The organism is Brevundimonas sp. G8 (assembly GCF_902506205.1).
GTDB lineage: Bacteria > Pseudomonadota > Alphaproteobacteria > Caulobacterales > Caulobacteraceae > Brevundimonas.
In genome coordinates this window covers 200,094-226,652 of the sequence record NZ_LR732816.1, presented here as the reverse complement: position 1 = coordinate 226,652, position 26,559 = coordinate 200,094, and the positions used below count along the sequence as shown (strand labels likewise).

25 protein-coding genes are annotated in these 26,559 nt (G+C 66.2%); 12 read left to right on the top strand and 13 right to left on the bottom strand.

Annotated elements, in window-relative coordinates:
* Positions 1–155: 155 nt before the first annotated feature.
* The 3 genes from CHRYSEO8AT_RS01110 (at position 156) to CHRYSEO8AT_RS01100 (ending at position 4,342) form a co-directional block, all read left to right on the top strand.
* Positions 156–761 (top strand): DUF2497 domain-containing protein, encoded by a 606-nt coding sequence (locus CHRYSEO8AT_RS01110; RefSeq protein WP_159845062.1) that lies wholly within the window; start codon positions 156–158, stop codon positions 759–761.
* A 117-nt stretch (positions 762–878) separates the two neighbouring features.
* Positions 879–3,620, top strand: coding sequence for a valine--tRNA ligase (locus tag CHRYSEO8AT_RS01105; RefSeq protein ID WP_159845058.1), 2,742 nt, complete (start codon positions 879–881; stop codon positions 3,618–3,620).
* Positions 3,617–4,342, top strand: coding sequence for a TlyA family RNA methyltransferase (locus CHRYSEO8AT_RS01100; RefSeq protein WP_159845041.1), 726 nt, complete (start codon positions 3,617–3,619; stop codon positions 4,340–4,342). Before CHRYSEO8AT_RS01105 ends, CHRYSEO8AT_RS01100 begins: the two co-directional genes overlap by 4 nt.
* Before the next feature lie 146 nt (positions 4,343–4,488).
* Here the strand turns inward: CHRYSEO8AT_RS01100 and CHRYSEO8AT_RS01095 are convergent, their stop codons facing one another.
* Positions 4,489–5,145 (bottom strand): glycine zipper 2TM domain-containing protein, encoded by a 657-nt coding sequence (locus CHRYSEO8AT_RS01095; RefSeq protein ID WP_159845038.1) that lies wholly within the window; start codon positions 5,143–5,145, stop codon positions 4,489–4,491.
* Between the two features lie 204 nt (positions 5,146–5,349).
* Here CHRYSEO8AT_RS01095 and CHRYSEO8AT_RS01090 point away from each other — a divergent pair, with 204 nt between their 5' ends.
* Complete coding sequence (locus CHRYSEO8AT_RS01090; RefSeq protein ID WP_159845033.1) at positions 5,350–6,594, top strand: class I SAM-dependent RNA methyltransferase; 1,245 nt, start codon at positions 5,350–5,352, stop codon at positions 6,592–6,594.
* Positions 6,595–6,596: 2 nt separating this feature from the next.
* Complete coding sequence (locus CHRYSEO8AT_RS01085) at positions 6,597–6,992, top strand: hypothetical protein (RefSeq protein ID WP_201304320.1); 396 nt, start codon at positions 6,597–6,599, stop codon at positions 6,990–6,992.
* On the opposite strand, the gene CHRYSEO8AT_RS01080 is transcribed toward CHRYSEO8AT_RS01085, so the two are convergent.
* Both CHRYSEO8AT_RS01080 and CHRYSEO8AT_RS01075 read right to left on the bottom strand, forming a co-directional pair.
* Complete coding sequence (locus CHRYSEO8AT_RS01080) at positions 6,993–8,057, bottom strand: PA0069 family radical SAM protein (protein WP_159845027.1); 1,065 nt, start codon at positions 8,055–8,057, stop codon at positions 6,993–6,995.
* 63 nt (positions 8,058–8,120) lie between these two features.
* Positions 8,121–9,602: a D-alanyl-D-alanine carboxypeptidase gene (locus CHRYSEO8AT_RS01075; RefSeq protein ID WP_159845024.1), complete on the bottom strand. Its 1,482-nt coding sequence runs from the start codon at positions 9,600–9,602 to the stop codon at positions 8,121–8,123.
* A 276-nt stretch (positions 9,603–9,878) separates the two neighbouring features.
* On the opposite strand from CHRYSEO8AT_RS01075, the gene CHRYSEO8AT_RS01070 reads away from it, so the two are divergent.
* The 3 genes from CHRYSEO8AT_RS01070 (at position 9,879) to clpA (ending at position 13,184) form a co-directional block, all read left to right on the top strand.
* Positions 9,879–10,370 (top strand): phasin family protein, encoded by a 492-nt coding sequence (locus tag CHRYSEO8AT_RS01070; RefSeq protein ID WP_159845021.1) that lies wholly within the window; start codon positions 9,879–9,881, stop codon positions 10,368–10,370.
* A 170-nt stretch (positions 10,371–10,540) separates the two neighbouring features.
* Positions 10,541–10,870: an ATP-dependent Clp protease adapter ClpS gene (clpS, locus tag CHRYSEO8AT_RS01065; protein WP_159845019.1), complete on the top strand. Its 330-nt coding sequence runs from the start codon at positions 10,541–10,543 to the stop codon at positions 10,868–10,870.
* 13 nt (positions 10,871–10,883) lie between these two features.
* Entirely contained in the window at positions 10,884–13,184 is a 2,301-nt protein-coding gene (gene clpA / locus CHRYSEO8AT_RS01060; RefSeq protein ID WP_159845017.1) for an ATP-dependent Clp protease ATP-binding subunit ClpA, read from the top strand.
* A 52-nt stretch (positions 13,185–13,236) separates the two neighbouring features.
* Here clpA and CHRYSEO8AT_RS01055 read toward each other — a convergent pair whose 3' ends face one another.
* Together CHRYSEO8AT_RS01055 and CHRYSEO8AT_RS01050 are read right to left on the bottom strand one after the other, a co-directional pair.
* Positions 13,237–14,382 (bottom strand): GNAT family N-acetyltransferase, encoded by a 1,146-nt coding sequence (locus CHRYSEO8AT_RS01055; protein ID WP_159851558.1) that lies wholly within the window; start codon positions 14,380–14,382, stop codon positions 13,237–13,239.
* Entirely contained in the window at positions 14,379–14,837 is a 459-nt protein-coding gene (locus tag CHRYSEO8AT_RS01050; RefSeq protein ID WP_159845014.1) for a RidA family protein, read from the bottom strand. The genes CHRYSEO8AT_RS01055 and CHRYSEO8AT_RS01050 overlap by 4 nt, the downstream gene beginning before the upstream one ends.
* 113 nt (positions 14,838–14,950) lie before the next feature.
* Between CHRYSEO8AT_RS01050 and CHRYSEO8AT_RS01045 the strand changes: the two genes are divergently transcribed.
* Positions 14,951–15,865: a hypothetical protein gene (locus CHRYSEO8AT_RS01045; protein WP_236547375.1), complete on the top strand. Its 915-nt coding sequence runs from the start codon at positions 14,951–14,953 to the stop codon at positions 15,863–15,865.
* 130 nt (positions 15,866–15,995) lie between these two features.
* Here the strand turns inward: CHRYSEO8AT_RS01045 and CHRYSEO8AT_RS01040 are convergent, their stop codons facing one another.
* From CHRYSEO8AT_RS01040 to CHRYSEO8AT_RS01030, 3 genes are read right to left on the bottom strand one after another with little or no spacing between them, the layout of a single operon-like run.
* Positions 15,996–16,736, bottom strand: a complete 741-nt coding sequence (locus tag CHRYSEO8AT_RS01040) for a polysaccharide deacetylase family protein (RefSeq protein ID WP_159845008.1) — start codon at positions 16,734–16,736, stop codon at positions 15,996–15,998.
* Between the two features lie 36 nt (positions 16,737–16,772).
* Positions 16,773–18,068 carry a nicotinate phosphoribosyltransferase gene (gene pncB / locus CHRYSEO8AT_RS01035; RefSeq protein WP_159845005.1) on the bottom strand — a complete coding sequence of 432 codons (1,296 nt, stop codon included), beginning with the start codon at positions 18,066–18,068 and terminating at the stop codon, positions 16,773–16,775.
* 8 nt (positions 18,069–18,076) lie between these two features.
* Complete coding sequence (locus tag CHRYSEO8AT_RS01030) at positions 18,077–19,345, bottom strand: DNA polymerase IV (protein WP_159845003.1); 1,269 nt, start codon at positions 19,343–19,345, stop codon at positions 18,077–18,079.
* Positions 19,346–19,451: 106 nt separating this feature from the next.
* Between CHRYSEO8AT_RS01030 and CHRYSEO8AT_RS01025 the strand changes: the two genes are divergently transcribed.
* Both CHRYSEO8AT_RS01025 and CHRYSEO8AT_RS01020 read left to right on the top strand, forming a co-directional pair.
* Complete coding sequence (locus tag CHRYSEO8AT_RS01025; protein WP_167762544.1) at positions 19,452–19,817, top strand: response regulator; 366 nt, start codon at positions 19,452–19,454, stop codon at positions 19,815–19,817.
* Positions 19,814–21,175 (top strand): PleD family two-component system response regulator, encoded by a 1,362-nt coding sequence (locus CHRYSEO8AT_RS01020; protein ID WP_159845001.1) that lies wholly within the window; start codon positions 19,814–19,816, stop codon positions 21,173–21,175. The genes CHRYSEO8AT_RS01025 and CHRYSEO8AT_RS01020 overlap by 4 nt, the downstream gene beginning before the upstream one ends.
* 75 nt (positions 21,176–21,250) lie before the next feature.
* Here CHRYSEO8AT_RS01020 and rpmG read toward each other — a convergent pair whose 3' ends face one another.
* Entirely contained in the window at positions 21,251–21,418 is a 168-nt protein-coding gene (gene rpmG, locus CHRYSEO8AT_RS01015) for a 50S ribosomal protein L33 (RefSeq protein WP_003164451.1), read from the bottom strand.
* Positions 21,419–21,544: 126 nt separating this feature from the next.
* On the opposite strand from rpmG, the gene CHRYSEO8AT_RS01010 reads away from it, so the two are divergent.
* Positions 21,545–22,111 (top strand): hypothetical protein, encoded by a 567-nt coding sequence (locus tag CHRYSEO8AT_RS01010; protein WP_159844998.1) that lies wholly within the window; start codon positions 21,545–21,547, stop codon positions 22,109–22,111.
* A gap of 3 nt (positions 22,112–22,114) precedes the next feature.
* On the opposite strand, the gene CHRYSEO8AT_RS01005 is transcribed toward CHRYSEO8AT_RS01010, so the two are convergent.
* From CHRYSEO8AT_RS01005 to rnr, 4 genes are all read right to left on the bottom strand, one after another.
* Positions 22,115–22,528, bottom strand: coding sequence for a DUF5990 family protein (locus tag CHRYSEO8AT_RS01005; RefSeq protein ID WP_159844996.1), 414 nt, complete (start codon positions 22,526–22,528; stop codon positions 22,115–22,117).
* Position 22,529: 1 nt separating this feature from the next.
* The gene (locus tag CHRYSEO8AT_RS01000) at positions 22,530–23,243 is read right to left on the bottom strand and encodes an NUDIX hydrolase (RefSeq protein ID WP_159844993.1); all 714 of its coding nucleotides are present in this window, start codon (positions 23,241–23,243) and stop codon (positions 22,530–22,532) included.
* A gap of 44 nt (positions 23,244–23,287) precedes the next feature.
* Positions 23,288–24,085: a LuxR C-terminal-related transcriptional regulator gene (locus CHRYSEO8AT_RS00995; protein ID WP_159844990.1), complete on the bottom strand. Its 798-nt coding sequence runs from the start codon at positions 24,083–24,085 to the stop codon at positions 23,288–23,290.
* A 66-nt stretch (positions 24,086–24,151) separates the two neighbouring features.
* Positions 24,152–26,467 carry a ribonuclease R gene (gene rnr, locus CHRYSEO8AT_RS00990; protein ID WP_159844987.1) on the bottom strand — a complete coding sequence of 772 codons (2,316 nt, stop codon included), beginning with the start codon at positions 26,465–26,467 and terminating at the stop codon, positions 24,152–24,154.
* Positions 26,468–26,559 lie beyond the last annotated feature (92 nt).

Here is a 26,559-nt window from a genome sequence, read left to right as displayed (position 1 = left end):
GAATACGGACTGAAACCGCCCGTTGATTCCGACGGGCGAAGATGCGACGACAAGGCTCAAGGTCCCGGACGATCCGTCGTTCGGAACCCGCCTTTCGCGGCGTGCGGAGCATTCCGTAAGCCAACTTCTTCCCAGGCCTCGCCCAAGGTTGCGCCATGACCGATCAGTCTGCCCAGGAACCGACCATGGAAGAGATCCTGGCGTCGATTCGCCGGATCATTTCCGAAGACGAGGCCCCGGCCGAGACGCCAGCGGCGGCTGCACCTGAAGCCACGCCTGAGCCTGTGCCCGAGCCCCTGGCGGCCGAGACCATCTTCGCCGCCCCCGTCGAGCCGACGCCGGAACCCGCCGTCGAGGACGACGTGCTGGAACTGACCGACCGCTACGAGGCGCCAGCCGAAACCATCGGCGACCTGGACGTGGTGGAACATACGCCGGAGCCGTATCAGCCCGCGCCCGAACCCGCGCCGCTCTATGCCGAATCGGCGCCTGAGCCGGTTCCCGCCTACGACACCCTGGTCGGCGACAGCGCCGCCGCCAGCGCCGCCTCGGCCTTCGCCGGCCTGGCCGCGTCGTTCAAGAAGCCGGAGCCGGCCCAGGCCGCATCGGGCGACCTGCCTTTCCTCAGCGGCAATACCGTCGAAGCCATGGTCGGCGAGATGCTGCGTCCGCTGCTGAAGGACTGGCTGGACAACAATCTGCCCGGCATCGTCCAGGCGGCGGTACAAAAGGAAGTCGAACGCATCGCGCGCAGCGCCTAGCCCTTCGCTTCACCGCAGACTAATCGAAGGGCGGCTCCTGCTGGGGCCGCCCTTTGTCATTCGAGGCCCCGTGTGGCCGCGCCGCTTGCGCCGCACGACAACGATCAAAGAAGTCCCATGCTTGAGAAGACATTCGAACCCCAGGCCGCCGAGCCCCGATTGTACGCCCAGTGGGAAGAGAGCGGCCTGTTCGCGCCGCGCGCCGCCGCCGCGACCGACGGAGCGGCCGACGCCTATTCGATCGTCATTCCGCCGCCGAACGTGACCGGCAGCCTTCACGTCGGCCATGCGCTGAACAACACGCTGCAGGACATCCTGGCCCGCTATCACCGGATGAAGGGCAAGGCGGTGCTGTGGCTGCCCGGCACCGACCACGCCGGTATCGCCACCCAAATGGTGGTCGAACGCCAGATGGCCGCCGCCGGCAATATCAGTCGGCGCGACATGGGCCGCGACGCCTTCATCGAGAAGGTCTGGGAATGGAAGGCCGAGAGCGGCGGCGCCATCGTCCAGCAACTGCGCCGCCTGGGCGCGTCGTGCGACTGGTCGCGCGAGCGGTTCACCCTGGATGAGGGGCTGAACGCCGCCGTCCGCAAGGTCTTCGTGCAACTGCACAAGGAAGGCCTGATCTATCGCGACAAGCGGCTGGTGAACTGGGATCCGCATTTCCAGACCGCCATCTCGGACCTGGAGGTCGAGCAGCGCGAGGTCGACGGCGCCTATTGGCATTTCGCCTATCCGCTGGCGGACGGCGTCACCTACGAACACCCCATTGCCTTCGACGAAGACGGTAAGGCCACGGAATGGGAAACGCGAGACTTCATCGTCGTCGCCACGACCCGGCCCGAAACCATGCTGGGCGACACGGGCGTGGCGGTCCATCCAGAGGATGAGCGGTACGCCTCCATCGTCGGACAGTTCGTGACCTTGCCGATCACCGGCCGCCGTATCCCCATCGTGGCCGACGACTATGCCGATCCGACCAAGGGTTCCGGCGCGGTGAAAATCACGCCGGCGCATGATTTCAACGACTTCGGCGTCGGCAAGCGCGCGGGTCTGCCGTCGCTGAACATCCTCGACGCCTTCGGCCGCATCACCGACGTCGATACGCCGGACGTGCCGTCGGCATACGCCGGCCTCGACCGCTTCGCCGCGCGCAAGGCCATCGTCGCCCGCGCCGAGGAAGAGGGCTGGTTGCGCGAGATCGAGAAGACCAAGCACGTCGTCCCGCACGGCGATCGTTCCGGCGTCGTCATCGAGCCGTGGCTGACGGACCAGTGGTACGTCGACGCCAAGGTCCTGGCTCGGCCCGCGCTGAAAGCGGTGGAGCAGGGCGACACGGTGTTCGAGCCCAAGTCGTACGAAAAAATCTATTTCGAATGGCTGCGCAACATCGAGCCGTGGTGCATCAGCCGCCAGCTTTGGTGGGGCCACCGCATCCCGGCCTGGTACGGCCCGAACGGCGAAATATATGTCGCCGAGACGGAAGAGGACGCCCGCGAACAGGCGATGTCGGACTATGATTCCGAGGTCGCCCTGACCCAGGACGAGGACGTTCTGGACACCTGGTTCAGCTCGGCCCTGTGGCCGTTCTCGACCATGGGCTGGCCCGAGAAGACCGAGGATCTTGAGCGATTCTATCCGACCAGCGACCTGGTCACGGCGGCGGACATCATCTTCTTCTGGGTGGCCCGAATGATGATGATGGGCCAGCACTTCATGGGCGAAGTCCCGTTCAAAAGGGTCATCATCAACGGTCTGGTCCGCGACGAGAAGGGCCAGAAGATGAGCAAGTCCAAGGGGAACGTCATCGACCCCCTGGGCATCATCGACGAACTGGGCGCCGATCCGCTGCGGTTCACCATGGCCATCCTGTCGGGCACGCGCGACATCAAGCTGTCGAAGCAGCGGATCGAGGGCTATCGCAACTTCGGCACCAAGCTGTGGAACGCCGCCCGCTTCAGCCAGATGAACGAGGCGCGCCGCGTCCAGGACTTCGATCCCGCGACCGTCGAACAGACGATCAACCGCTGGATTCGTGGCGAACTGACCAAGGCTGAACGCGCTGTGTCCGAAGCCATCGAGGGCGGCCGGTTCGACGATGCGGCAGGGGCGTTGTACCGATTCGTCTGGAACGTCTTTTGCGACTGGTATCTGGAACTGGCCAAGCCGGTGTTCAATGGCGCCGATGAAGCCGCCAAGGCCGAGACGCGGGCCATGACCGCGTGGACCCTGGATCAGACCCTGAAGCTGCTGCACCCGGTCATGCCCTTCATCACCGAGGAGCTGTGGGCCGAACTGGGCAAGGAAGGTCCGGCGCGGGAAGGCCTGCTGATCGGCGCGGAATGGCCGGTGCTGCCGGACGCCTTCATCGACACGGCGGCCGAGGCCGAGATCGGCTGGCTGGTCGATCTGGTCGGCGAGATCCGAGGGCTGCGCGCCGAGATGAACGTGCCGCCGTCGGCCAAGCCGCCGCTGGCCTTCGTCGCGAGGGACGCCGTCACGGCTGAACGGCTGGCACGCCACCGCGACCTGATCCTGACCCTTGGCCGCGTATCCGAGGTCGGATCGGCGGACGCTGCGCCGACCGGGGCCGTGACCTTCGTTTCGGGCGGTTCGACTGTCGCGCTTTCGCTGGCCGGCATCATCGACCTGACCGCCGAGCGGGCGCGTCTGGAAAAGGAAATCGCCGCTTTCGACAGCGACATCGGCCATGTGAACAAGAAGCTGGGCAATCCCAACTTCGTGTCGCGCGCCGCACCCGAAGTCGTCGATGAACAGCGCGCCAAGCTGGCCGATGCCGAGGCAGGCAAGGTCAAGCTGCAGGCGGCGTTGGCGCGTCTCAGCGAGATAGGATGAGGCTGGACCAGCTTCTCGTCACCCTAGGTTTGGCCGAGAGCCGGGCCAAGGCGAAGGCGGCCATCGAGGCCGGCGGCGTCACCGTGAACGGCGCGCCGGCCAAATCCAGCTCGCAGACCGTCAGTGCGAACGCCGATATCGGCTACGCCCCCGCCCATCGCTGGGTCGGACGGGGCGCGCTGAAGCTGGATCACGCCCTGACCGTGTGGCCTGTCGGGATCGAGGGCAGGGTAGTGCTGGACGTCGGCGCCTCTACCGGCGGCTTCACCGAGGTCTGTCTGGATCGCGGCGCGGCTCAGGTGTTCGCCGTCGATGTCGGGTTCGGCCAGATGCACGACCGGGTCGCCGCCGATCCGCGCGTGGTCAATCTGGAGCGCACCGATGCGCGCGATCTGACCTCCGAGTTGATCTCGCCAGCGCCCTCGCTGATCGTCTGCGACGCCAGCTTCATCAGCCTTGCCAAGGTCTTGCCCGCCGCACTCGATCTGGCGGTGGCGGGCGCGGACCTGATCACCTTGGTCAAACCCCAGTTCGAGGCCGATGGGCCGGGCGGCGGCAAGAAGGGCGTGGTCAAGGACCCCCAGGCCCACGCCCGGGCCGTGCAGCGTGTCAGTGACTGGCTAGAAGCCCTCGGCTGGGCCGTTCAGGCCACCACCAAAAGCCCCATCACCGGCGGCGATGGCAATGTCGAGTTCCTGCTGTGGGCCAAGAAGCCTGGCTAAACGGACTGAAGCAGGCCAAAGGCCGATAGCCATCAAACACGGGCTCAAATAGCGCGAAGCGCGATAGCCCAAACAAAGAGAAACCGCCGGAGGACTGATCCTCCGGCGGCTCCCGTCACGTCGTCGATCGACAGGGGGGCTGAAAATTAATCGACGACGCGATAGCGGCCGTACTGGTCGGGGCAGGTTCGGACGTATCGGGTGTCCGTGCGACCATCCGGCAGACGGACCTGGCTTTCAGCCAAGCGGCATCCGTCTGAATTCTGATAGGATTCGACCGGGCGCGAGCGGTCGTCGTAATAGCCGCCACGGCTGGAGGCATAGTCGTCGCGACGGTCGTAATCGTCGTAGCGATAGCCCTGATCGCCGGTGTAGCGATCATCGTAGTAGCTGGGCTGGCTGTAGCCCTGGGCGTAGTAGCCGTTGGAGCCATAGCTGCTCTGGTAGCTGCGGCAGGCGTCCGAGCTGGAACGACCGACCTGCGAACCGACCACGGCGCCGAGCACGCCGCCCAGGATGCTGCCTTCGGTGCGGCGACCGCGTGCGGCCAGTTGCGAGCCGATGACGGCGCCCGCGCCGCCACCGATCACAGCGCCGGCGCCGGTGCGGCCTTGGCGTTCACGCGAGCAGGGATCATAGGACTGGCCGCGCCCGTAGTTGTAGGACGGGGCATACGAGCCGGTGCCGTAGTTCTGGCTGTAGCCGTTGCCGTAATAGACTTGCGCCGACGCTGTGAGCGGGGCGGCCGTGACGCCGAGCGCCAGAGCGGCGACGGCGGCGAGCGATGTTTTGGTGAGACGCATTTTCCAACCCTCTGAGGACCGAACGGTTTCCGTCAATCGTTAACGGCAAAGCCTCGTGTCTCGTTGCAATCAGATTTACGACCGCGAAGCTGAACGGCAATTGATCGGTTCGTTCATATTCGTTGATCTTTGCGGACCGCGCCATCGCGTCCGCGAGAGGCGTGTGGGTTGAGCGACGCGGGGCGCGCGGCTAGAAGCCCGCCGATGGACATCTTCACCATCGACCGCGTCGGCGGCCAGGGCGACGGCATCGCCCAGACGCCGTCAGGGCCGGTCTTCGCCGGCCTGACCCTGCCCGGCGAGACGGTGCGAGGCGTGGTCGTGGACGGTCGGCTGGAACAGGTCGAGATCGTCACGCCCAGCCCCGACCGCATCGCGCCCGTGTCGCCACAATATGGCGACTGCGGTGGGTGTTCGCTGCAGCACTGGTCCGAGGGACCGTATCTGGACTGGAAGCGCGAGCAGGTGCGGCTGGCGCTGGCGCGCGACGGGATCAAGACCGAGATCGAGGCGACGGTGGCCACGCCGCCGGGAACGCGCCGCCGCGTGGCGCTGCATGCCCGCCGGACCCAGGACGGGCGGGTGGTGCTGGGGTTCAAGGCGCGGCGGTCGTGGCGGCTGGTCGAGGTTCTGGCCTGTCCGGTCGCCGATCCCCGGATCGTAGCGGCCATTCCGGCTCTGGTCGAGGTGGCCGCGGCGTTCTTCGAACATCCCAAGTCCGCGCCGACCCTGCATGTCACCTGGACGCTGTCGGGGCTGGATGTCGATGTGACGGGGGTCGAGCGGCGCTCGGGCGGGGGCCTGTCCGCCGACGCCCAGATGAAGGCGATCCAGGCCGCGCAGCGGGCCGATCTGGCGCGGCTCAGCCTGGCGGGCGACACCCTGGTCATGGCGCGCCAGCCCAGGGTGGCGTTCGGCCCGGCGACCGTGTCCCTGCCGGCCGGCGGTTTCCTGCAGGCCGTGCCTCAGGCCGAAGAGGCCATGGTCGCGCGCGCCATGGCGGCGGTGAAGGGATCCAGGAAGATCGCCGACCTGTTCTGCGGCGCGGGGACTTTCACCTTCCCCCTGGCGACCGTGGCGCCGGTGATCGCGGCGGATGCGTCGAAGGCGGGTATCGCGGCGCTGAAGGCCGCCGTTGGTTCGACCAAGGGGATGAAGGCGATCACGGCCGAGGCGCGCGATCTGTTTCGGCGTCCGCTGAACCCCTATGATCTGAAGGGTTGCGACGCCATCGTGTTCGACCCGCCGCGCTCCGGCGCCATCGACCAGACGGCCCAGATCGCGGATACGAAGGCCTCGGTCGTGGTCGGGGTGTCGTGCAACCCGCAGACTTTCGCGCGCGACGCCCGCGTTCTGATCGACGCAGGCTTCCGGCTGGAGACTGTCACGCCGATCGACCAGTTTCTGTGGTCGTCGCATGTCGAACTGGTGGGAGTTTTCAAGCGATGACCATGGATAATCAGAACGACGAGGATGGCGGCGGTTTCGACGCCGAGGACTGGACGCGGCTGAAGCCGTTCGTCGGCGTGGTCGCCACGCTGGACGACGTTCAGGCGCGCCGCGCGGTCTTCGCCCTGGGGGAGACGGACGATCCCCGGCCCATCGTCATGGACCTGCCCCAACCTGTGATCTGGTGGGAAGAGGACGGCGAGCAGGCGGCGGTCGCCGTCCAGGCCGAAAGCCACCTCGGCCCAGACGGCGAGGAGATGGAGATCCTGGGCCTGATCCTGCCGGACGGGGAGGGTGCGGTGGCCCTGATGGAGGACGTCGATCTGGTGGACGATACCGATCCGACCTGGCGCGACCTGGTTACCCGCGCCATCGATCCGTCGGCGGCGGACGACTGATCAACCAAACAGCTCAAGCTGCGGCCGGGCGTCGGCGGGCACGCGGAACTGTGTCTCATCCAGCAGGCGGTGCGGCGTATCGAGACCATAGCGTTTGACGGCGGCCTTGAACCGCGCGCCAATCAGTTCGGCCACAGGGCCGGTTCCCTTCATGCGCTGGGACCAGTCGGCGTCGTAATCCTTGCCGCCGCGCGTCTGGCGAATCAGGGACATGACGCGAGCGGCGCGGTCCGGCCGGGCGTCAGCCAGCCATTCGCGAAACAGATCCTTGATCTCCAGCGGCAGGCGCAGGGTGACGTACATGGCCCGTGTCGCCCCCGCCTTGGCCGCCGCCTCCAAAATCGATTCCAGTTCGTGGTCGTTCAGGCCGGGGATGACGGGTGCAAAGCCGACGCCGACGGGACAGCCCGCATCCGCCAGGCGACTGATGGCCTCCAGCCGCTTGACCGGGGTGGAGGCGCGCGGCTCCATCGCGCGGGCCAGACCGCGATCCAGCGTGGTGATGGAGACGAAGGCCGAGGCCAGTCCCGCCTTGCCCATCGGGCCCAGGATGTCGGCGTCGCGCCCGATCAGCACCGACTTGGTGATGATGCTGAACGGATGGTTGAACCGTTGCATGACTTCCAGGATCGAGCGCGTCGATTTCAGATCGCGCTCAACCGGCTGATAGGGGTCGGTGTTGCCGCCTATGTGGATGCGTTTGCACCTGTATCGGGGTGCGAGGAACGCCTGTTCCAGCAGACTTGCGGCCTGGGGCTTGAAGAAGATCCGGCTCTCGAAATCCAGGCCCGGGGATAGGCCCATCCAGGCATGGGACGGACGGGCGTAACAGTAGATGCAGCCATGTTCGCAACCTTTGTACGGGTTGATGGAGCGGTCGAATCCGATGTCCGGGCTGTCGTTCCGGGCGATGATGGTGCGGGCATGCTCCGGGGTGAGGGTGGTGCGCAGCGGCGCGGCCTCGGCGTCGTCGCGCGTCCAGCCATCGTCGAACGACTGATGCTGTTCAGGCTCGTAGCGGCCGGTGGCATTCGAACGCGCGCCTCTTCCCTTGGCGGTTTCCATGGGAAGGACGATGCGACATCATCTGGAACAAAGCAAGAACATTTGTTCTTGCTCTCGAACGCCTCAGTCGGGGCCGATGACCATGCAGGTGACGCGGCGTTCGGCCAGGGCCTCGCAGGCAGTCTTGGCGCCCGCTTCCGTCAGGCCGACGAAGCGTGAGCGATACCAGTCGCCGGCCGTCTGGACGTTGCGCTCGGCGGTGGCGAACTGGGTGCGGAAACGACGGTTGACCTCGGCCAGCCAGTCGTTGGCGACCTTCTCCTCGCGGAAGGCGCCGACCTGAACGGCCCAGCGTCCGGCGGGCGTGCGGGCGGCGGCGCGGGCCGGCTCTCGCGCCGGGGGCGGGGTCGCGCGACGCGGCGTGGTCGAGGGCGCGACGGCTGCGCTGGATGGCGCGCCATTCAGCGAGGCGGTGACGTTGTGGGGGGCGCGGTTATTGGATGACGAGGCTGCGGCCTGGCCGATGGCCTGGGCGGTCGCGGCGGCGCGCTGGTTGGCGGCGCGTTCCGACGGGGCGGGGGCGACGCGGGCCGGCAGGGCTGCGGGTGGAGGGGCCGCCGTATAGGCGACGGCGGTGGTGGATTCGGCGCCGATGCCGTCTTCGTCGTCATTGACCGAGGCGTAGGCGATCGGGGCGTCGGCCGATACACCGCCCACGCCGAAGCCGCGCTGTTCGAAGAAGGTCTGGGCCACCTGGATCCGCTCGCCTTGGGAGCGACGGCGTTCGACCTCGAAACCGGTGTCCATCAGTTCGGCGACATGGGCGTTGCGGCTGGCGGTCGAGCGGCCGCCCAGCACGACGGTGATCAGCCGACGCCCGTCACGCACCGCCGAGGCGGCGAGGTTGTAGCCCGACGCGTTGGTGTATCCGGTCTTCATGCCGTCATAGCCGCGCCCGGTGGGCAGCAGGCCGTTGGTGTTGCGATAGTTGCGCCCGTTATAGGCCCAGTCGTGCAGACCGAAGTAGCTGTAATATTGTGGAAAATCTCGCATGATGGCGCGCGCCAGGATGGCCTGGTCCCGCGCCGAGGTCAGCTGGCGCGCGTCGGGCAGGCCGTTGGCGGTGTAATAGCGAGTCTGGCTCATGCCCAACTGTTCCGCCTTCAGGGTCATCATGTTGGTGAAGCGGGCTTCTGAACCGCCGATATGCTCGCCGATGGCCAGGGCCATGTCGTTGGCGGATCGGACGGCCGTGGCGCGCATGGCGTCGTCCAGAGTGATGGTTTGGCCCGCGGCGAGGCCCAGTTTCGACGGCGGCTGCGAGGCGGCGCGCGGCGAGACCGTCAGCACGTCGTTCACGTTCGCCTTGCCCTGAGAAAGGGCCTCGAACGTCAGATACAGGGTCATCATCTTGGTCAGGGACGCCGGATAGCGGCGGCTGTCGGCATTGCGCGCGAACAGAACCTCGCCGGTCGCGGCGTCTATGACGATGGCGGCATAGCGACTGTTCTCCTGGGATTGGGCCTCAATCGGTCTGACGTTCGCGCCCAGGACCAGCGAAAGCGCGAGAACGGCGAACAGGCCACGGCGGAGAAAAGCAATCATGGGTGTACAACCCTCAGTGAGCAGGGCGCGACAGGCCCCCCGGCCGACGCGATGGAAGGGTTAGCATAGGAAGCACGGGTTTCGTGGTGGTTAACCGCTCGTCAACGGGAATTTGAACCGCCAACCAAGGTTATCGCCGATAATATGCTGCATTGCACAATAAGCTTGAAAAACCTTCGCACTTGCAGCATATAGGGGGCCTGCGAGGATCATCCTCGCCTGAACATTTTCGCCCAGCGCCCGTCCCCGCGGGCAACATTTATCGGAGAGACGACCATGGCCGACGCTACCGAAACCGTGAAGAAGACCGCCGATCAAGTCACCGCCGCTGCCGCTTCGGCCGGCGCCAAGGTCAAGGCTCAGGCCGAGACCATGCAGGCCGCCGGCACGCAGGCTTTCCGCGAAGGTATCGAGAAGTCGACCGCCTCGCTGGCCGAACTGAACGCCCACAGCAAGAAGAACCTGGACGCCATGGTCGAGTCGGCCACCGTCGCCCAGAAGGGCGCCGAGGCCCTGTCGCAACAGGCGCTCGGCTTCGCTAAGTCGTCCTGGGAAGAAGGCGTCGCCGCCTCCAAGGAACTGTCGACCGCTCGTTCGGTGCAGGAGTTCTTCGAGCTGCAAACCGCCTGGGCCAAGAAGTCCATGGAGCGCTACGTCGCCGAACTGACCAAGACGAACGAGATCGTCACCGCCACGGTCAAGGACAGCATCAAGCCGATCAACGAGCGCGTCACCGCCTCGGTCGAAAACTTCCAGGCCGCTCGCTAAACAGCGAACCGTCTTGAGGATCGATAAGGCCCCGGAGTTCGCTCCGGGGCTTTTTTCGTTTTGGATCCGTCGTTTGCACTTCACGCAATCCGTGACTGGACGCGGCTTCAATTCACGCCATCATTCCCTATCTGTTGGAGACAAGACGACTCCCCGATTACGGAATACGAATGCCCATACAAAGGCCCGGTGATAGCGGTGGCGGTCAAGATACCGCCACCGTCACCGAAACAAAGCCGAAGCTTCAGAAGCCCTCGCTGTATCGGGTGCTGATCCTGAACGACGATTATTCGCCGATGGAATTCGTCGTCTATGTGCTGGAGCGGTTCTTCCAGAAGAGCCGCGAAGAGGCCACCCGCATCATGTTGCATGTGCATCAGCATGGCGTGGGCGTCTGCGGCGTCTTCACCTACGAGGTCGCCGAGACAAAGGTCGCGCAGGTCATCGAGACCGCGCGTCGCCACCAGCACCCTCTGCAATGCACGATGGAAAAGGACTGAGAGGAACCTCCCGATGCCTTCATTTTCCCGTCCTCTCGAAGAAACCCTGCACCGCGCGGTGGGATACGCCAATGCGCGCAGGCACGAATATGCGACGCTGGAGCACCTGCTGCTCGCGCTGATCGACGACCCCGATGCGACCGGCGTCATGCAGGCCTGCAATGTCGATCTGACCGCCCTGAAGGCGGCGTTGACGCTTTATGTCGACAACGATCTCGCCGCCCTGGCCACGGCCGATGGCGAGGACGCCAAGCCAACCGCCGGCTTCCAGCGCGTGATCCAACGCGCCGTGATCCACGTCCAATCTTCCGGCCGCGAGGAAGTGTCCGGCGCAAACGTGCTGGTGGCCATTTTCTCCGAGCGCGAAAGCCACGCCGCCTATTTCCTGCAAGAGCAGGACATGACGCGCTATGACGCTGTCAACTTCATCGCCCACGGCATCGCCAAGAAGGCGGGCGCCACTGAGGCCCGTCCCGCCAAGGGCTCTTCGCCCGAAGAGACCGAGGACGCCTCGGCCGTCAAGTCGGGCGGCGAGGCGCTGGAAGCCTATTGCGTGGACCTCAACGAGAAGTCGCGCCAAGGCAAGGTCGATCCGTTGATCGGTCGTCAGGCCGAGGTGGATCGCTCGATCCAGATTCTGTGCCGCCGCACCAAGAACAACCCGCTGCTGGTGGGCGACCCCGGTGTCGGCAAGACCGCCATCGCCGAAGGTCTGGCCCGAAAGATCGTCAACGGAGAGGTGCCCGACGTCCTCAAGGACGCCACCATCTATTCGCTCGACATGGGCGCGCTGCTGGCTGGCACCCGCTATCGCGGCGACTTCGAGGAACGCCTGAAACAGGTGGTCAAGGAGCTGGAGAACCACGAGAACGCCGTGCTCTTCATCGACGAAATCCACACGGTGATCGGCGCCGGCGCGACCTCTGGCGGTGCCATGGATGCGTCCAACCTGTTGAAGCCGGCCCTGGCGTCGGGTTCGCTGCGCTGCATGGGATCGACGACCTACAAGGAATATCGCCAGCACTTCGAGAAGGACCGCGCTCTGGTGCGTCGCTTCCAGAAGATCGACGTCAACGAGCCGACGGTCGAGGACACGGTGAAGATCCTGAAGGGTCTGAAGACCTATTATGAGCAGCACCACAAGGTCCGCTACACCGACAGTGCTATCCGCACCGCGGTCGAGCTGTCGGCTCGCTACATGACCGACCGCAAACTGCCGGACAAGGCGATCGACGTGATCGACGAAGCAGGGGCAGGCCAGATGCTGCTGGTCGAATCCAAGCGCAAGAAGGTCATCGGCCAGAAGGAGGTCGAGGCCGTCATCGCCAAGATGGCGCGTATCCCGGCCAAGTCGGTGTCCAAGTCCGACACCGAAAGCCTGCGCGAACTTGAGATCGATCTGAAGCGCGCGGTCTTTGGCCAGGAGCAGGCCATCGAACAGGTCTCGGCCGCGATGAAGCTGGCGCGGGCGGGTCTTCGCGATCCGAACAAGCCCATCGGCAGCTTCCTGTTCAGCGGTCCGACCGGCGTTGGCAAGACCGAGGTGGCCAAGCAACTCGCCGCCACCCTCGGCATCGAGATGCAGCGGTTCGACATGTCGGAATACATGGAGCGCCACACCGTCAGCCGCCTGATCGGGGCGCCTCCCGGCTACGTTGGCCATGACCAGGGCGGGCTTCTGACCGACGCCGTCGATCAGCATCCGCACTCGGTGGTGCTGCTGGACGAGATCGAGAAGGCGCATCCGGACGTCTACAACATCCTGTTGCAGGTGATGGACAACGGCATGCTGACCGACGCGGTCGGCAAGAAGGTGGACTTCAGGAACGTCATCCTGATCATGACCACCAACGCTGGCGCCGCCGACAACGCCCGCGCCTCCATCGGCTTCGGCCGGGGCAAGGTCGAGGGCGAGGACGACAAGGCCATCCAGCGCCTGTTCGCGCCGGAGTTCCGTAACCGCCTGGACGCAATCGTGGCCTTCAAGCCGCTGCAGGCCGACACGATCCGCTCGGTGGTGACCAAGTTCATCCTTCAACTGGAAGCCCAGCTGGCGGATCGCAACATCACCATCGAACTGACCGACGAGGCGGCCGACTGGCTGGCCAAGAACGGCTTCGACGAACTGTACGGCGCGCGTCCGCTGGCGCGGGTCATTCAGGACTCGATCAAGAAGCCGCTGGCCGATGACATCCTGTTCGGGCGTCTGACGCGCGGCGGACACGTCAAGGTCCAGCTGAAGGACGGCAAGATCGACTTCGACATCGCCAGCGCCAACGCGCCCGCGAAGGCCGAGGAAGAAGAGACGGCCTGATCCTCGAAAGGTTGAAGGCGGAAGGCCCGGCTGGAAACAGCCGGGCCTTTTTCTATGTCACCTTGTAGGGCGACAGTTCCTCGGTCATCGCCGCCATCTCGGCCTGCATCGCCGGGCGTTCGCCGTCCAGATAGCGGGCGACGGGGTCGCGCAGCGCCGGGTCGGCGATGAAGTGGGCGGAATAGACGGGGGAGGGCAGGTAGCCGCGCGCGATCTTGTGGTCGCCCTGGGCGCCGGCCTCGACGCGGGACAGGCCCCGCGAAATGGCGAAGTCGATGGCCTGGTAGTAGCAGAGCTCGAAATGCAGGAAGGGCACGTCTTCCAGCGTACCCCACTGGCGGCCGTACAAGGCATCGCGGCCGATGAAGTTCAGGGCGCCGGCGATGGGCGTCTGGTCGCGAAACGCCATGACCAGGGCGATCCGGTCGGCCATGGTCGCGCCGACGCGGCTGAAGAAGTCGCGCGTCAGATACGGCTGGCCCCATTTGCGCGAGCCGGTGTCCATATAGAAGGCGAAGAAGGCGTCCCAGTGCGCCTCGGTGATGTCGGCGCCGGTCAGGATGCGGATGTCGAGATCGGCCTGGGCGTCGCGGCGCTCGCGCTTGATGGTCTTGCGGCGATTGGCCGACAGGGCGCCAAGGAAATCGTCGAAGGTCCGATAGCCGTTGTTGCGCCAGATGAACTGGATGTCCTGGCGCGGCAGCAGGCCCGCCTCGGCCATGGCTGACCATTCGGGCTCGGTCGGGAAGTTGACGTGCAGGGACGAGACGCCCAGCCGCTCGACCAGCGTCACCGCCCCCTGGATCAACGCCTGACGCACCGTGGCGGCGTCGGTCTCGGGATGGTTCAGAAAGCGCGGCCCGGTCGCGGGCGTGAAGGGCACGGCGCCCAGAAGCTTGGGATAATAACGCCCGCCGGCCCGTTCATAGGCGTCGGCCCAGCTATGGTCGAAGACGTATTCGCCCTGGCTGTTGCCCTTCAGATAGAGGGGCATGACGCCGAGCACGGCGTTGTCTTCACCCCTCAGGGCTAGATGACGCGGGGCCCAGCCCTGCCGCGGCGCGGCGCTGCCCGAGGCCTCGCAAGCGTGCAGGAAGTCATAGGAGACGAAGGGATCGCCGGTGGGACGCGCGCACGCGTCCCAGGCCTCGCGGCCGATGTCGGCGATCCCTTCGTGAACCGAGATCTGAAAGATCAGCGGATCTCCACGATCGCATCGATCTCGACGGCGAAGCCGAGCGGCAGCTTGTAGACGCCGACGGCCGAACGGGCATGCTTGCCCGCGTCGCCGAAGACCTCGACCATCATGTCCGAGCAGCCGTTGATCACGGCGGGAATGGCGACGAAGTCGGGACCGGCCTGGACGAAGCCGCCCAGTTTGACGATGCGAACCACCCGGTCCAGGTCGCCGTCGCAGGCCGCCTTGATCTGGGCGATCAGGTTCAGGCCGCACAGGCGGGCGGCCTCCATGGCCTGTTCCGGCGTCACGTCCACGCCGACCGTGCCCTTGATTCCACCCGAGGCGTCGTTCGACAGCTGGCCCGAGATGGTGACCTGATTGCCCGATCGGACATAGGAGACATAGCTGGCCACCGGTTTGGCGGGTTCCGGCAGGGTGAGGCCGAGTTCGGCGATGCGGGCTTCGATGCTCATGGGGGCTCCTGTTTATCTGGGCGCGGTTTAGCGCGCGGCAAGGGCGGCGTCACGTCCATCGCGCGGCTTTAAAGGTTCGCCAACCGCGCCGTGTCATTGTGCCGATCATGGATATGCACCTGACCCCCGACGTCGCCGCCTTCAATGCCGTGCTGGCGCGACTATCCCCCGACGACCGGGCGCGCGTGGACGCCGCCGCTGGACCGGCCGCGCTGAAGGCGGCCGAGGCCGCGCCGCATTGGGATTTCGAAATGCCGGCCAAGGCGGTGGACGCCCTGCTTGGCGTGGACGCATCGGAAGACGTGCGGCGGGGTCTGGTCGCCGCCTGGGCGCTGCAACTGCCCGACCGCGCGGCGGCGATGAACCTGCCGGCCGAGGTGATGGCCCTCTATCCCTACTGGATCGAACAACTGGCGGCGTTTCTGGACAAGGCCGAGGGCGACTATGTCTTCGACCATTGGTCCAAGGATGTGCGCTTCACCCTGGCGCTCAGCGTGCCGGGCGCCAAGAGCCAGGTGATCGACCTCAGCTCGCCCGTCGGGCCGGGCCAGATCGTCAAACACGTCCGCGACGGCTGGGGCATCAACCCCCTGTTCCGTTATCTGGCGGCGGGTGCCAAACGCGAGCCATGGCTGGAGGTTCACACCGAAAGCCGCTGGTTGAGGGGCTTCAACGAGGAGGGCTGGAACGAGGCCTGGGCCACGGCCGCGGAGCTTTGCCGAGCACGGCCGGAACTGGCGGGCATGATCGGCTCCAGCTGGTTCTACGACCCGCCGCTGACCGAGATCAGCCCCCGCCTGGCGCACCTGCGGCTCAACCCGCTGAAGGGCGGCGCCTTCATGGTCCACCAGGGACCGGCGCCGATCCACACGGAACGGGCTGCGACGGCCTCGGCGTCGCGCAAGGCGCTGATCGACAGCGGGGAATATACCGCCCGGTCGTGGCTGATGATCTGGCCCCGCAAGGAACTGATCGCCTGGGTAGATCGGCGCAAGGCGGCAACCCCACCCTCTAATCCGTCATCCTAGGCCTTGTGCCTAGGATCCATACGCCCGGTGTCCGCCGCTCAACGGCCGTCGTCTGACACTCCAAACAATCGGCGAAGTTTGAGTCTATGGATCCTAGGCACGAGGCCTAGGATGACGACCTAAGATGGGGTCAGGCCGTCGCCACCCGCCACGCCGCCGCGACCGGCTGAATGTCCAGATCAGCCGTCTTCGCCAGTCGGATCAGCCCGTCGATGTCCTCGGGGCGGCAGCCGTAGGGGGTTGGGGCGTCGCTGACGTCGTGGCCATAGGCGATCAGCCAGCCCTTTGAGGCGGCCGTCTCCGCTACCAGCGCCTCCAGATCGTAACCGGGCAGGCGACGGCTCTCCAGGCCGATGGCTTGCAGCAGGTTGCGGTCGGTGCGGCCCGTGTTGATCCCGTCACGCACGCCGCGACCGCACAGGAAGCGGGTATCGATTACCGGCTTTGACTTCAGGGCGCAGTCGCCGAACGGATAGGCGAAGGTCTGCATCTGATACCCGGCCAACCGCTCGGCCACCCAGGCGGCGTTGCGGCCCAGGCTGGCGTCCAGTTCGGCCGGCGACAGGGTCAGGGTCGAGACATGCTCGTAGGTGTGGCAGCCGACCTCGTGGCCGGCCTCATGCAGCGCCTGGAGATGTTCGGTCTCGAACTGCGGCAGATCCAGATTGCGCCCGCCAGCCAGACCGCCGCAGACATAATAGGTCGCCTTGACCCCATGCTGGGCCAGGATCGGCCCGGCCTCGGTCCAGGCCGATGCCGGGATGTCGTCGAACGACAGGCTGAGGACGCCGCGCGCGGGCTGAACCGTGGCGGGACGGACATCGAGATAGCGACCGGCGCGGCGACGCATCTTGTCGAGAAAGGCGTTCATCCCACCCTTATGACCGAACGGGCTTAAGGTCGCGTTTCAAACCGTGACGGGCTGGGCGGTCAGGCCGCGCACGCCGAACACCCGGCGATAGCGTTCGATCTCGGCCGGGTCGCCGACGGCCTTTTCCGGATTGTCCGACAGCTTGATCGCGGGCCGCCCCCCGGCCTCGACCACCTTGCAGACCAGGGAGATCGGCTCCAGCTCCGGCGCGAAGGCGGGCGAGCAGTCGCGGAAGTCGTTGGTCAGGTTGGTGCCCCAGCCGAAACTGAGCCGGGCGCGGCCGTGGAAATGGGCGTGCGTCGCCTCGATCCCGTCGATATCCATCCCGTCCGAGAAGATCAGCAGCTTCTCCTTCGGATCGCGCCCATGCGTGCGCCACCAGTCGATCAGGCGGTCTCCGGCCGGGATGGGCGGGGCCGAGTCGGGCCGGAATCCGGTCCAGTCCGCCACCCAATCGGGCGCCTGTTCCAGAAACGCCTCGGTGCCGAAGGCGTCGGGCAGGACGATCAGCAGATTGCCCGCATAATGCCTGCGCCACTCGTCCAGCACGGCGTAGGGCACTTGGGCCAGGCTCGCGTCGTCGGGCGCCAGCGCCGCCATCACCATCGGCAGTTCGTGCCCGTTGGTGCCGATGGCCTCCAGGTCGTTCTCCATCGCGTGCAGCACATTGGACGTGCCGATGAAGGACGATCCCAGACCTTCCTTCAGCGCCTGAATGCACCAGCGCTGCCACAGGAAACCGTGCCGTCGCCGCGTGCCGAAATCCGACAGCGCCAGATCAGGCAAGGCGCGCAACCGCTCGACCTTGGACCACAGCCGCGTCTTTGCGCGCGAGTAGAGGATGTCCAGCTCGAACCGGCCCAGCCGTCGCATGCCGACCCGGCAACGCAGCTCGTTCAGGATGGCGAGCGCCGGGATTTCCCACAACGTCACCTCGGCCCAGGCGCCAGAGAAGGTCAGCACATACTGCCCGTCCTGAACCGACAGGTCGTAGTCGGGCAGGCGATAGTCGGTCAGCCAGGCGATGAAGTCGGGCGAGAAGATCTGTTTTACGCCATAGAAGCTGTTGCCCGACAGCCAGACCAGTTCCTTGTTGGTGAAGCGCAGGGTGCGGGCGTGGTCCAGCTGTTCGCGCAGGGCGTCGATGTCGATCTCGTCGGCCAGGCGGACGGTCTTGGTGCGGTTGATGACCTGAAAGACGACCGGCACGTCGCGATGCTCGCGCCAGATCATCTGAAGCATCAGCAGTTTGTAGAAGTCCGTGTCCAGCAGGCTGCGGACGATCGGGTCCAGGCGAAAGCCGTGGTCATAGGCGCGTTTGGCGAGGTCCATGGCGTTTCCTAAGGCTTCAGCGCGCGCCCCGCCACCACCGCGTCCCTGCCGAACTTCTCGCGCAGCTTGTCGATGGCGCGTTCGGTCTTCAAGGTGCGGGTCTCGGGCGTCTGGAACAGGCCGGCCGGCGCGTCCTCGGCGTCCTGCACGTCGGCCATGCCGATGCCGATCAGGCGATAGGACGGGCCCAACTCCGGCTTCAGCAGATCCCGCCCGGCGGCGAACAGGGCGCGCGCCGTCTGGACCGGATCGGGCAGGGTGATGCGGCGGGTGACGATCTTGAAGTCGGTACGGCGCAGCTTCAGCACCAGGACGCGGCTGGCGACGCCGTCGCGCCGAGCCTTGGACGCCAGCTTCTCGCACAGGGGCCACAGCTCGGCCTCCAGCGCCTCGGCCGACGTCAGGTCTTCGTTGAAGGTGGTCTCGGCGCTCATCCCCTTGCGGTCGCGCTCGGGGTTCACGGTGCGGGCGTCACGAGCGTGGGCCAGGTCGTACAGGCGCAGGCCCGACTCGCCATAGCGCTTGACCAGATCGCGCACATCCGCCCGGGCCAGATCGCCGATGGTCGAATAGCCGTCGCTGCGCAGCGCCTTGCCGAATACCGGACCGACGCCGGGCAGGGTGGTGACGAGGCGCGGCGCCAGCAGGGTCTGGGCGTTGGCGGCGCCGACGACGGAGAAGCCGCGCGGCTTGTCCATCTCCGACGCCATCTTGGCCAGGAAGCGGTTGGGCGCCAGGCCGATGGAGACGCTCAGGCCGGTCTCCTCCTCGATCTGCTTTTGAAAACGGATCAGCTGAAACGCCGGCGGGCCGCCGTTCAGGCGTTCGGTGCCCGACAGATCGACCCAGGCCTCGTCCAGCGACAGGGGCTGGATCAGCGGCGTCAGCCGGCCAAGCGCCCCCAGGATACGCTGCGATTCGAAGACGTATTTGGTGAAGTCGGGCTTGATCACCACCGCCTCGGGACAGGCCTTCAGCGCTTTGAACATCGGCATGGCGGACCCGACGCCGTACTGGCGCGCGACATAGCAGGCGGTGGAGACGACCCCGCGCTTGCCGCCGCCTACGATAACCGGCTTGTCCCGCAGCTCTGGCCGGTCGCGCTTCTCCACCGAGGCGTAGAAGGCGTCGCAGTCCATGTGGGCGATGGACAGCTGGTCCAGTTCGACGTCGGCGACGATGCGCCGCGACCCGCACGCCGGACAGCGGCGCTCATGCGTCCCAGCGGGATCTTCGCCGGTCCACAGGCAGTCGCGACAGATGGCCTTGATGGCCACGCTTAAGGTCTCCGTAAGGTTGGCTTCACCCCAACTTAAGACTGCTCGCCTACGAATGCGACCAACGAGGCGTCCCGCGTTCGAGGGGCGCGCAGGTCAGGTGATGATGTCCAAGAAAGTCCTCATCGTCGAGGATAACGAGCTGAACATGAAGCTTTTTCATGATCTGCTTGATTCCCAGGGCTACGAGACGCTGCAGACCCGCGAGGGCTTGCAAGCGTTGGCCCTGGCGCGCGCCCATCATCCCGACCTGATCCTGATGGATATTCAGCTGCCGGAAATCTCGGGCCTGGAAGTCACCAAGTGGCTGAAGGACGACGAGGAACTGAGCCACATCCCCGTCATCGCCGTGACCGCCTTCGCCATGAAGGGCGACGAGGAGCGTATCCGCCAGGGCGGGTGCGAGGCCTATATCTCCAAGCCGATCTCGGTGATGCATTTCCTCGAAACCATCCGGCAGCACCTCGGATGAGCGCCCGCATCCTCGTCGTCGACGATGTGGACGTGAACGTCCGCCTGCTCGAAGCCAAGCTGACCATCGAATATTACGACGTGCTGAGCTGCAACGACGGCGCCTCGGCCCTGGCCATCGCCGCTGAGCATCAGCCGGACCTGATCCTGCTGGACGTCATGATGCCCGGCATGGACGGGTTCGAGACCTGTCGTCGATTGAAAGCCCAGGCCGAGACGCGCCACATCCCCGTCGTGCTGGTCACCGCGCTGGACGGCCGTCAGGATCGCATCCGGGGGCTAGAAGCCGGCGCTGACGACTTTCTGACCAAGCCCATCGACGACGTGATCCTGTTCGCGCGGGTCAAGTCGCTGACGCGGCTGAAGCACGTCATGGACGAACTGCGCGAGCGTGAGGAAAGCGGTCGGCGCCTTGGTGTCGATTCGGACGGCGCGGCGCGGCTTCGCAGCGAGGGGGGGCGCGTTCTGATCGTCGATGACGACATGCGCCAGGCAGAGAAGATGGCGGCCGAGCTGAGCGGCGAGCACCGCGTCACCATCGAATCCGATCCCGAGGCGGCGCTGGTCGCGGCCAAGGGTGCGCTGGACCTGATCATCGTCAATGTCGCCGCCGCCGGCTTCGACGGCCTGCGGATCGTGGCCCAGGCCAAGTCGGGCGATGCGCGCCGTGCGCCGATCCTGGCGGTGGTCGAGCCGGTCGAACGGCCGCGCATGGTCAAGGCGCTGGAACTGGGCGCCGCCGACATCCTGCCGCGTCCCATCGACACCGAGGAGCTGTCGGCGCGGGTCCGCACCCAGATCCGACGCAAACGCTACACCGACTTCCTGCGCCAGAAGCTGGACAGCAGCATGGAAATGGCCGTCACCGACGCCCTGACCGGCCTGCATAATCGTCGCTACATGACCGGCCAGCTACAGGCCCTGGTCGGGCGCGCGGCCCAGGGCGGGTCTCAGGTCGCGGCGCTGGTGCTGGACATCGACCACTTCAAGTCCGTCAACGACAGCTTCGGCCACGACGCCGGGGACGAGGTTCTGGTCGAGTTCGCCGTGCGCCTGGCCACCAACGTCCGCGCCGTGGACCTGCCGTGCCGGATGGGCGGCGAGGAGTTCGTCGTGGTCATGCCGGGCGCCAGCCTGGAAGACGCTGGCCGTGTCGCCGAACGGATTCGGCGCGACGTCGCCTCCGCCCCGTTCCGGGTCATGGGCGGCAAGGAACAGATCACCATCACCATCTCGATCGGCGTAGCCGCCACGACCGGCGACGGCGACACACCCGAGGGCCTGCTGAAACGCGCCGACGAGGGCGTCTATGAGGCCAAGGCCGCCGGCCGCAACAAGGTCATCGCCAAGGCGGCCTGACCGAACCCCCAGACAACGAAAAACGCCCGGCTGGAGACCAGCCGGGCGTTTTCAATTTCTCAGCCGATCAAGTGCTTACTTGATCTTGCCTTCCTTGAACTCGACGTGCTTGCGCACGACGGGATCGTACTTCTTGACGACCATTTTCTCGGTCATGGTGCGGGCGTTCTTCTTGGTGACATAGAAGAAGCCGGTGTCGGCCGTGGAGTTCAGGCGGATCTTGATGGAAGCCGGTTTGGCCATCGGAATTACCTCTGCGACGGCGAAAGCCGCTTAAAATAAGAGGCGCGGAACATACTCAGGATCGCCCCAAAGTCAACGGGCGCGATGCCACGTTGATGCGGTGAAATGCACATATAGTCTGACTGCATGAAAATCGCATCCTTGCTGGCCGCTGCGGCCCTGGTTTCCCTGTCGTCCGCCGGCGCTGCGGCTGCTGCGCCGGATCCTGCGCAAGACGCTTTCCTGGCGCGTCTGAACGCCCTGTGTGGCCAGCGATTCGAAGGCCGGGTCGTCACGACAGACGCCGCCGACGCCACGTTCGCCAGCGAGCGGCTGATCATGCACGTCCGCGACTGTTCGGCGGACGAGGTGCGCATTCCCTTCGCGGTGGGCGAGGACCGCTCGCGCGCCTGGGTCGTGACGAAGACGGACGCGGGCCTGCGGCTCAAGCACGATCACCGGCACGAGGACGGCACGACGGACGTTCTGCACTGGTATGGCGGCGACACGGCCAACACGGGCACGGCCGAGCGGCAGGAATTCCCGGTCGACGCCGAATCCATCGCCCTGTTCAACGCCAACGATGCGGCCGTCTCGACTACCAATGTCTGGGCGGTCGAGGTTCATCCCGACCGGATGTTCGCCTATGAACTGCGCCGTCCCAACCGCCATTTCCGCGTCGAGTTCGACCTGACGAAGCCGGTCGCCGACTAAGGATCAGACGATGCGCCAGACCTGAATCGGCTGCACGGTGGCGCAAGCCGGGCCGCCGTCGCGGGCGTGGCCGGGCAGGACGACCTCCAGCAAGCGACCCTCGCACGCCTGCACCAGCAGATCGGCGGGAATGTCGTGGACGTCGATCTTGGCGCGTCGGCTCCATTCGCTGGCGTGCTGGCCCGCCGACGTCCCGATGGCGATATAGACGAAACGCCGCGACGGCCCCTCACGTCGTACGAAGGGGCCGGTCAGTCGCCCGTCGTCGGACAAGGTGATCGGCGCATCGAAGCTGATCGGACCGTCCCCGGCGACGCGCGGCTCGACCGGCATGTTGGCCTTGTCCTGCAGGCTGTAGGCGACGCCCGCGACCGGGTCGGCGATAGTCAAGCGCAGGGTGATCGTCGATCCGGCCATGTCAGTCCCTGTGTTCGACCGTGTGGCGGCCCCGCACCATCCGCACGAAGGGCAGGGGGCGGTTCGGGTGTTCCAACCGCTCCGCCAGTTCGCCCAGCACGAAACGGGTGATGGCGGGCAGGTCCAGCGCGCGGGCCTCGTCCAGGGGCAACCAGGCGATTTCGTCCAGTTCGCCCGATCCTGCGGTCGGCTCCGGGCTCAACAGGGCCTCGGCCGGAGCCATGAAGAACCGGGCGTCGAACCGCCGTGTCCGGCCCGGCGGCGTGATGGCGCGAGCGATATAGGACAGGACCGACAGATCGGGCAGGGCGCCCGCCTGACGATACTCCCGCCACGGCCCGCCGATCGAGGCGCTCGGCGCGGGCCGCCCCAGGATCAGCCCGGTCTCCTCGAAGGTCTCTCGCACCGCCGTCAGGGCCAGGGCGCGGGCGCGGCGGGCCTGCAGTTCGCCTTCCAGCCGCCGCGCGACGTCGGAACGCAGGTCGCCCGTCGCGGCGGCGGTGAAGTCGCTGCGGTCGATCCGCCCGCCCGGAAACACCCATTTCGACGCCATGAACACATGCCCCGGCGCGCGCCGCCCCATCAGCACCTCGGGCCGCGACCCGCCCCGCGTCAGGATCAGGGTCGCCGCGTCCTTGGGTCGCTGAGCCCCGCCGACACGCGGGGCGTCAGCCAGATCCTGTGCGGCGTCGAAGGGTTGAACGGGCGTCGGCATTGATGATCGATGCCATGTGGCGACCGTCAAGGAAAGCGCGGCGCCTATTCGATGCGACGCCAATATGCGGCGAAGATCATGACGGAAGATTCGCCCTTCACCGCATCGTCTCGCGTCACCGTGAAGCTGTTCATCACGGAGCGTAGGCCAAGCGCGCCGACGGCCTGGTTGACCTCTGGCCCTTGAACCGCCTCGGTAAAGACCGTGACCGCTTCGTCGATGAGGCCTGGGCGGCCGACACCGATCAGTTCGCACAGAGAGGCGCTGCACGTGACCTCGAAGGAAGCCAGCGAACCGGGAGCGATAGCTTGGTCGTAAATCTTTCGAAGCACGGTTTCGGTGGTGGCAGACCAGGCAGGGTCCACGCCTCCGCCCATGACCTCGGCGTGCAGAGCAGAGATGTCGGGCTCCGGTGAGCGCGGCGCAAAAAGCGCCTCGGCGGCCGGCGAAGTCTGCCGATCCGGCCTCGGTGCGACGGATGTTTGCTGAGCTAGGATCGCGGCAGCGATAAGGACGGCGGCGGTCATGGGAAATCTCCATCGTAGGGATGACGCACGGCGCGGTGCGTCGGGACGAGGAGAGGTTGCAGGTTGGGCTGGTGAGGCGCCCAGATCGATTAAGTCGTGACGATTTTCTTGACCCGCCACGAGGCGAGCCAACTCGCGACTACTGCCGATGCCGGTCTTTCGCCGCGCCGAACGCAGGCGCTCGTTGACTCCCGCCACCGACACTTCACGAACCATCGCGATCGACTTGGCCGTGTGGCCTTGCGCCAGCAGCGTCAGGATATCGCGCTCCGCGCTGTTCAGATGGTCCAGAACAGAAGTGTCGCCCAAAGTCATTCGCACGCTCCTTGGGGCCACTATGACCAGCCGCCTTGTCGCGCGCCTCCCCAAAAACTTGGGAAGCTATTTTCGCTTGCCCTTGCGCACGCCCTTCAGGCCGCCGGAGGGGCGACCGCCCTTTGCGGGCTTGGGACCGCCGGGGCGGTTCTTGCCGCGCATCGGCGGGCCGTCGCCGCCGCGTCCACGGACGCCATAGCGCGGGGCTGGGGCGTTGGGATCGCGGGCCTCGGGTTCGCTGAGCATTTCGAACACCAGGCCGCCGGTGACGGGAGTGGCCTCCATCAGCTTGACCTCGACGTTGCGGCCCAGGGTGAAGCGCTTGCCGGTGCGTTCGCCGACCAGGGCGTGGGCGCGGTCGTCGTGGGTGAAATATTCGCTGCCCAGGGTCGAGACGGGGACCAGGCCGTCGGCGCCCGTCTCGTCCAGTCGGATGAACAGGCCGAACCGTGTGACGCCGGTGATCCGTCCGGTGAAGGTCGCCCCGACGTGCTCCTCCAGATAGGCGGCGATATAGCGGTCCATGGCGTCACGCTCGGCGGCCATTGAGCGGCGCTCTGTCATGGTGACGCCCTCGGCGATGGCCGGCAGTTCGGCGATCTCGCGGTCCGTCAGCCCGTCCTTGCCCAGCCCTAGCGCTCGGATCAGGCCGCGGTGGACGATCAGGTCGGAGTAGCGCCGGATCGGCGAGGTGAAGTGGGCGTAGCGGTCCAGGTTCAGGCCGAAGTGGCCGATGTTCTCGGGGCTGTAGATCGCCTGCATCTGGCTGCGCAGGACCACTTCGTTGACCACGTCGGCGTGTTCGGTGTCGCGAGTCTCGTCCAGCAGCTTGTTGAACCGCTTGGTTGTGCCCGGCTCACCCTTATTCCACGGCTTGCCGATGGTGGACAGGAAGTCGGCCAGGTTGAAGATCTTCTCCTGGCTGGGCGTGTCGTGGATGCGGTAAATGAGCGGCGTCTTCTTCTGCTCCAGCGTCTCGGCGGCGCAGACATTGGCCTGGATCATCATCTCTTCGATCAGCCGGTGCGCCTCCAGCGAGGCGCGCTTCTCGATGGAGGCGATGCCGCCGTCCGGGGCCATACGGATGCGGCGTTCGGCCGACTCGATCTGAAGCGGACTGCGCTTCAGCCGGCCTTTCAGCATGGCGTGGTAGGCGTTCCACAGCGGATAGAGGATGGCCTCCATGATCGGGCCGGTGGCGTCGTCCGTTTGCCCGTCGATGGCGGCCTGAGCCTGTTCGTAGCTGAGCTTGGCGTGCGACCGCATCAGGCCGCGCACGAACTTGTGGCCGGTCTTGCGGCCGTCCTTGTCGAAGACCATCCGCACGGCCAGGCAGGCGCGGTTCTCGCCCTCCTTCAGGCTGCACAGGCCGTTCGACAGCACTTCCGGCAGCATCGGCTCGACGCGGTCGGGGAAGTAGGTCGAGTTGCCCTTGTCGCGGGCCTCGCGGTCCAGATGGGTGCCGGGGCGGACATAGGCGGCGACGTCGGCGATGGCGACCCACACGATCCAGCCGCCTTCGTTCTTCGGATCCTCGTCGCGGGTCGCATAGACGGCGTCGTCGTGGTCGCGCGCATCGGCGGGGTCGATGGTGATGAAGGGAACCTCGCGCAGGTCCTCGCGCCCCTTAAGCGTCGGAAGGGCCTGATCCTCAGCCTCGCGTTCGACGGCTTCGGAGAAGCCTGTCGGGATGCTATGGGCGTAGATGGCGATCAGGGAGGCGGCGCGGGGGTCATCCTCCTTGCCGATATGTTCCAGGATCTTGCCGCGCTTGGGACCGAACCGCTGCTCGCCCTTTTCGATGGCGGCCAGCACCAGGTCGCCGTCGCGCAGGTCGCCCGACTGGGCCTGGGGCACCAGCAGCACGTCCTTTGAGCGGCGGTCGACCGGCTCGACACGGGTCTCGCGCGCGGACTTGCGGATGACGCCCAGGACGCGGTTCGTACCCACGTCCAGCTTCTTGATCAGCCGGGCTTCCCAGCCGTCGCCGCCGCGCTGGAACTTGACCAAGACACGGTCGCCCAGGCCAGGTGCAGGACCGGGTTTGGACTTGTCGGGCATCAGGATGGCGCGCGGCGCATCGGCGCTGGCCTCGACCAGGCGGACATACAGTTCGCCGTCGCCGTCGCGTTCGATCACGTCGGCGACGCCGACGGGGGGCAGGGCGCCGGCCTCGGAAAAGCCCTTGCGGCCGCGCTTGCCCAGCCGGCCTTCTTCTTCAAGCTCGCGGATCATTTCGCGCAGGGCCCGGCGGTCGCCGCCCTTCAGCCCGAAATGGCGTGCGATATCGGTCTTCTCGGCCGATCCGGCCTCGCGCAGGAAGGCGAGGAGGGTGTCTTTGTCGGGCAGGCCGGCGGGCGGCCTCTTGGATGAATTGGTCATTATGTCTTTCGTAGCGCGGAACCGCGCCTTTGGGTAAATCTTGGGGGGTCAAATCTTGCGTGAGTTGACCGAGTGAATGCGGGGCTTCAGCT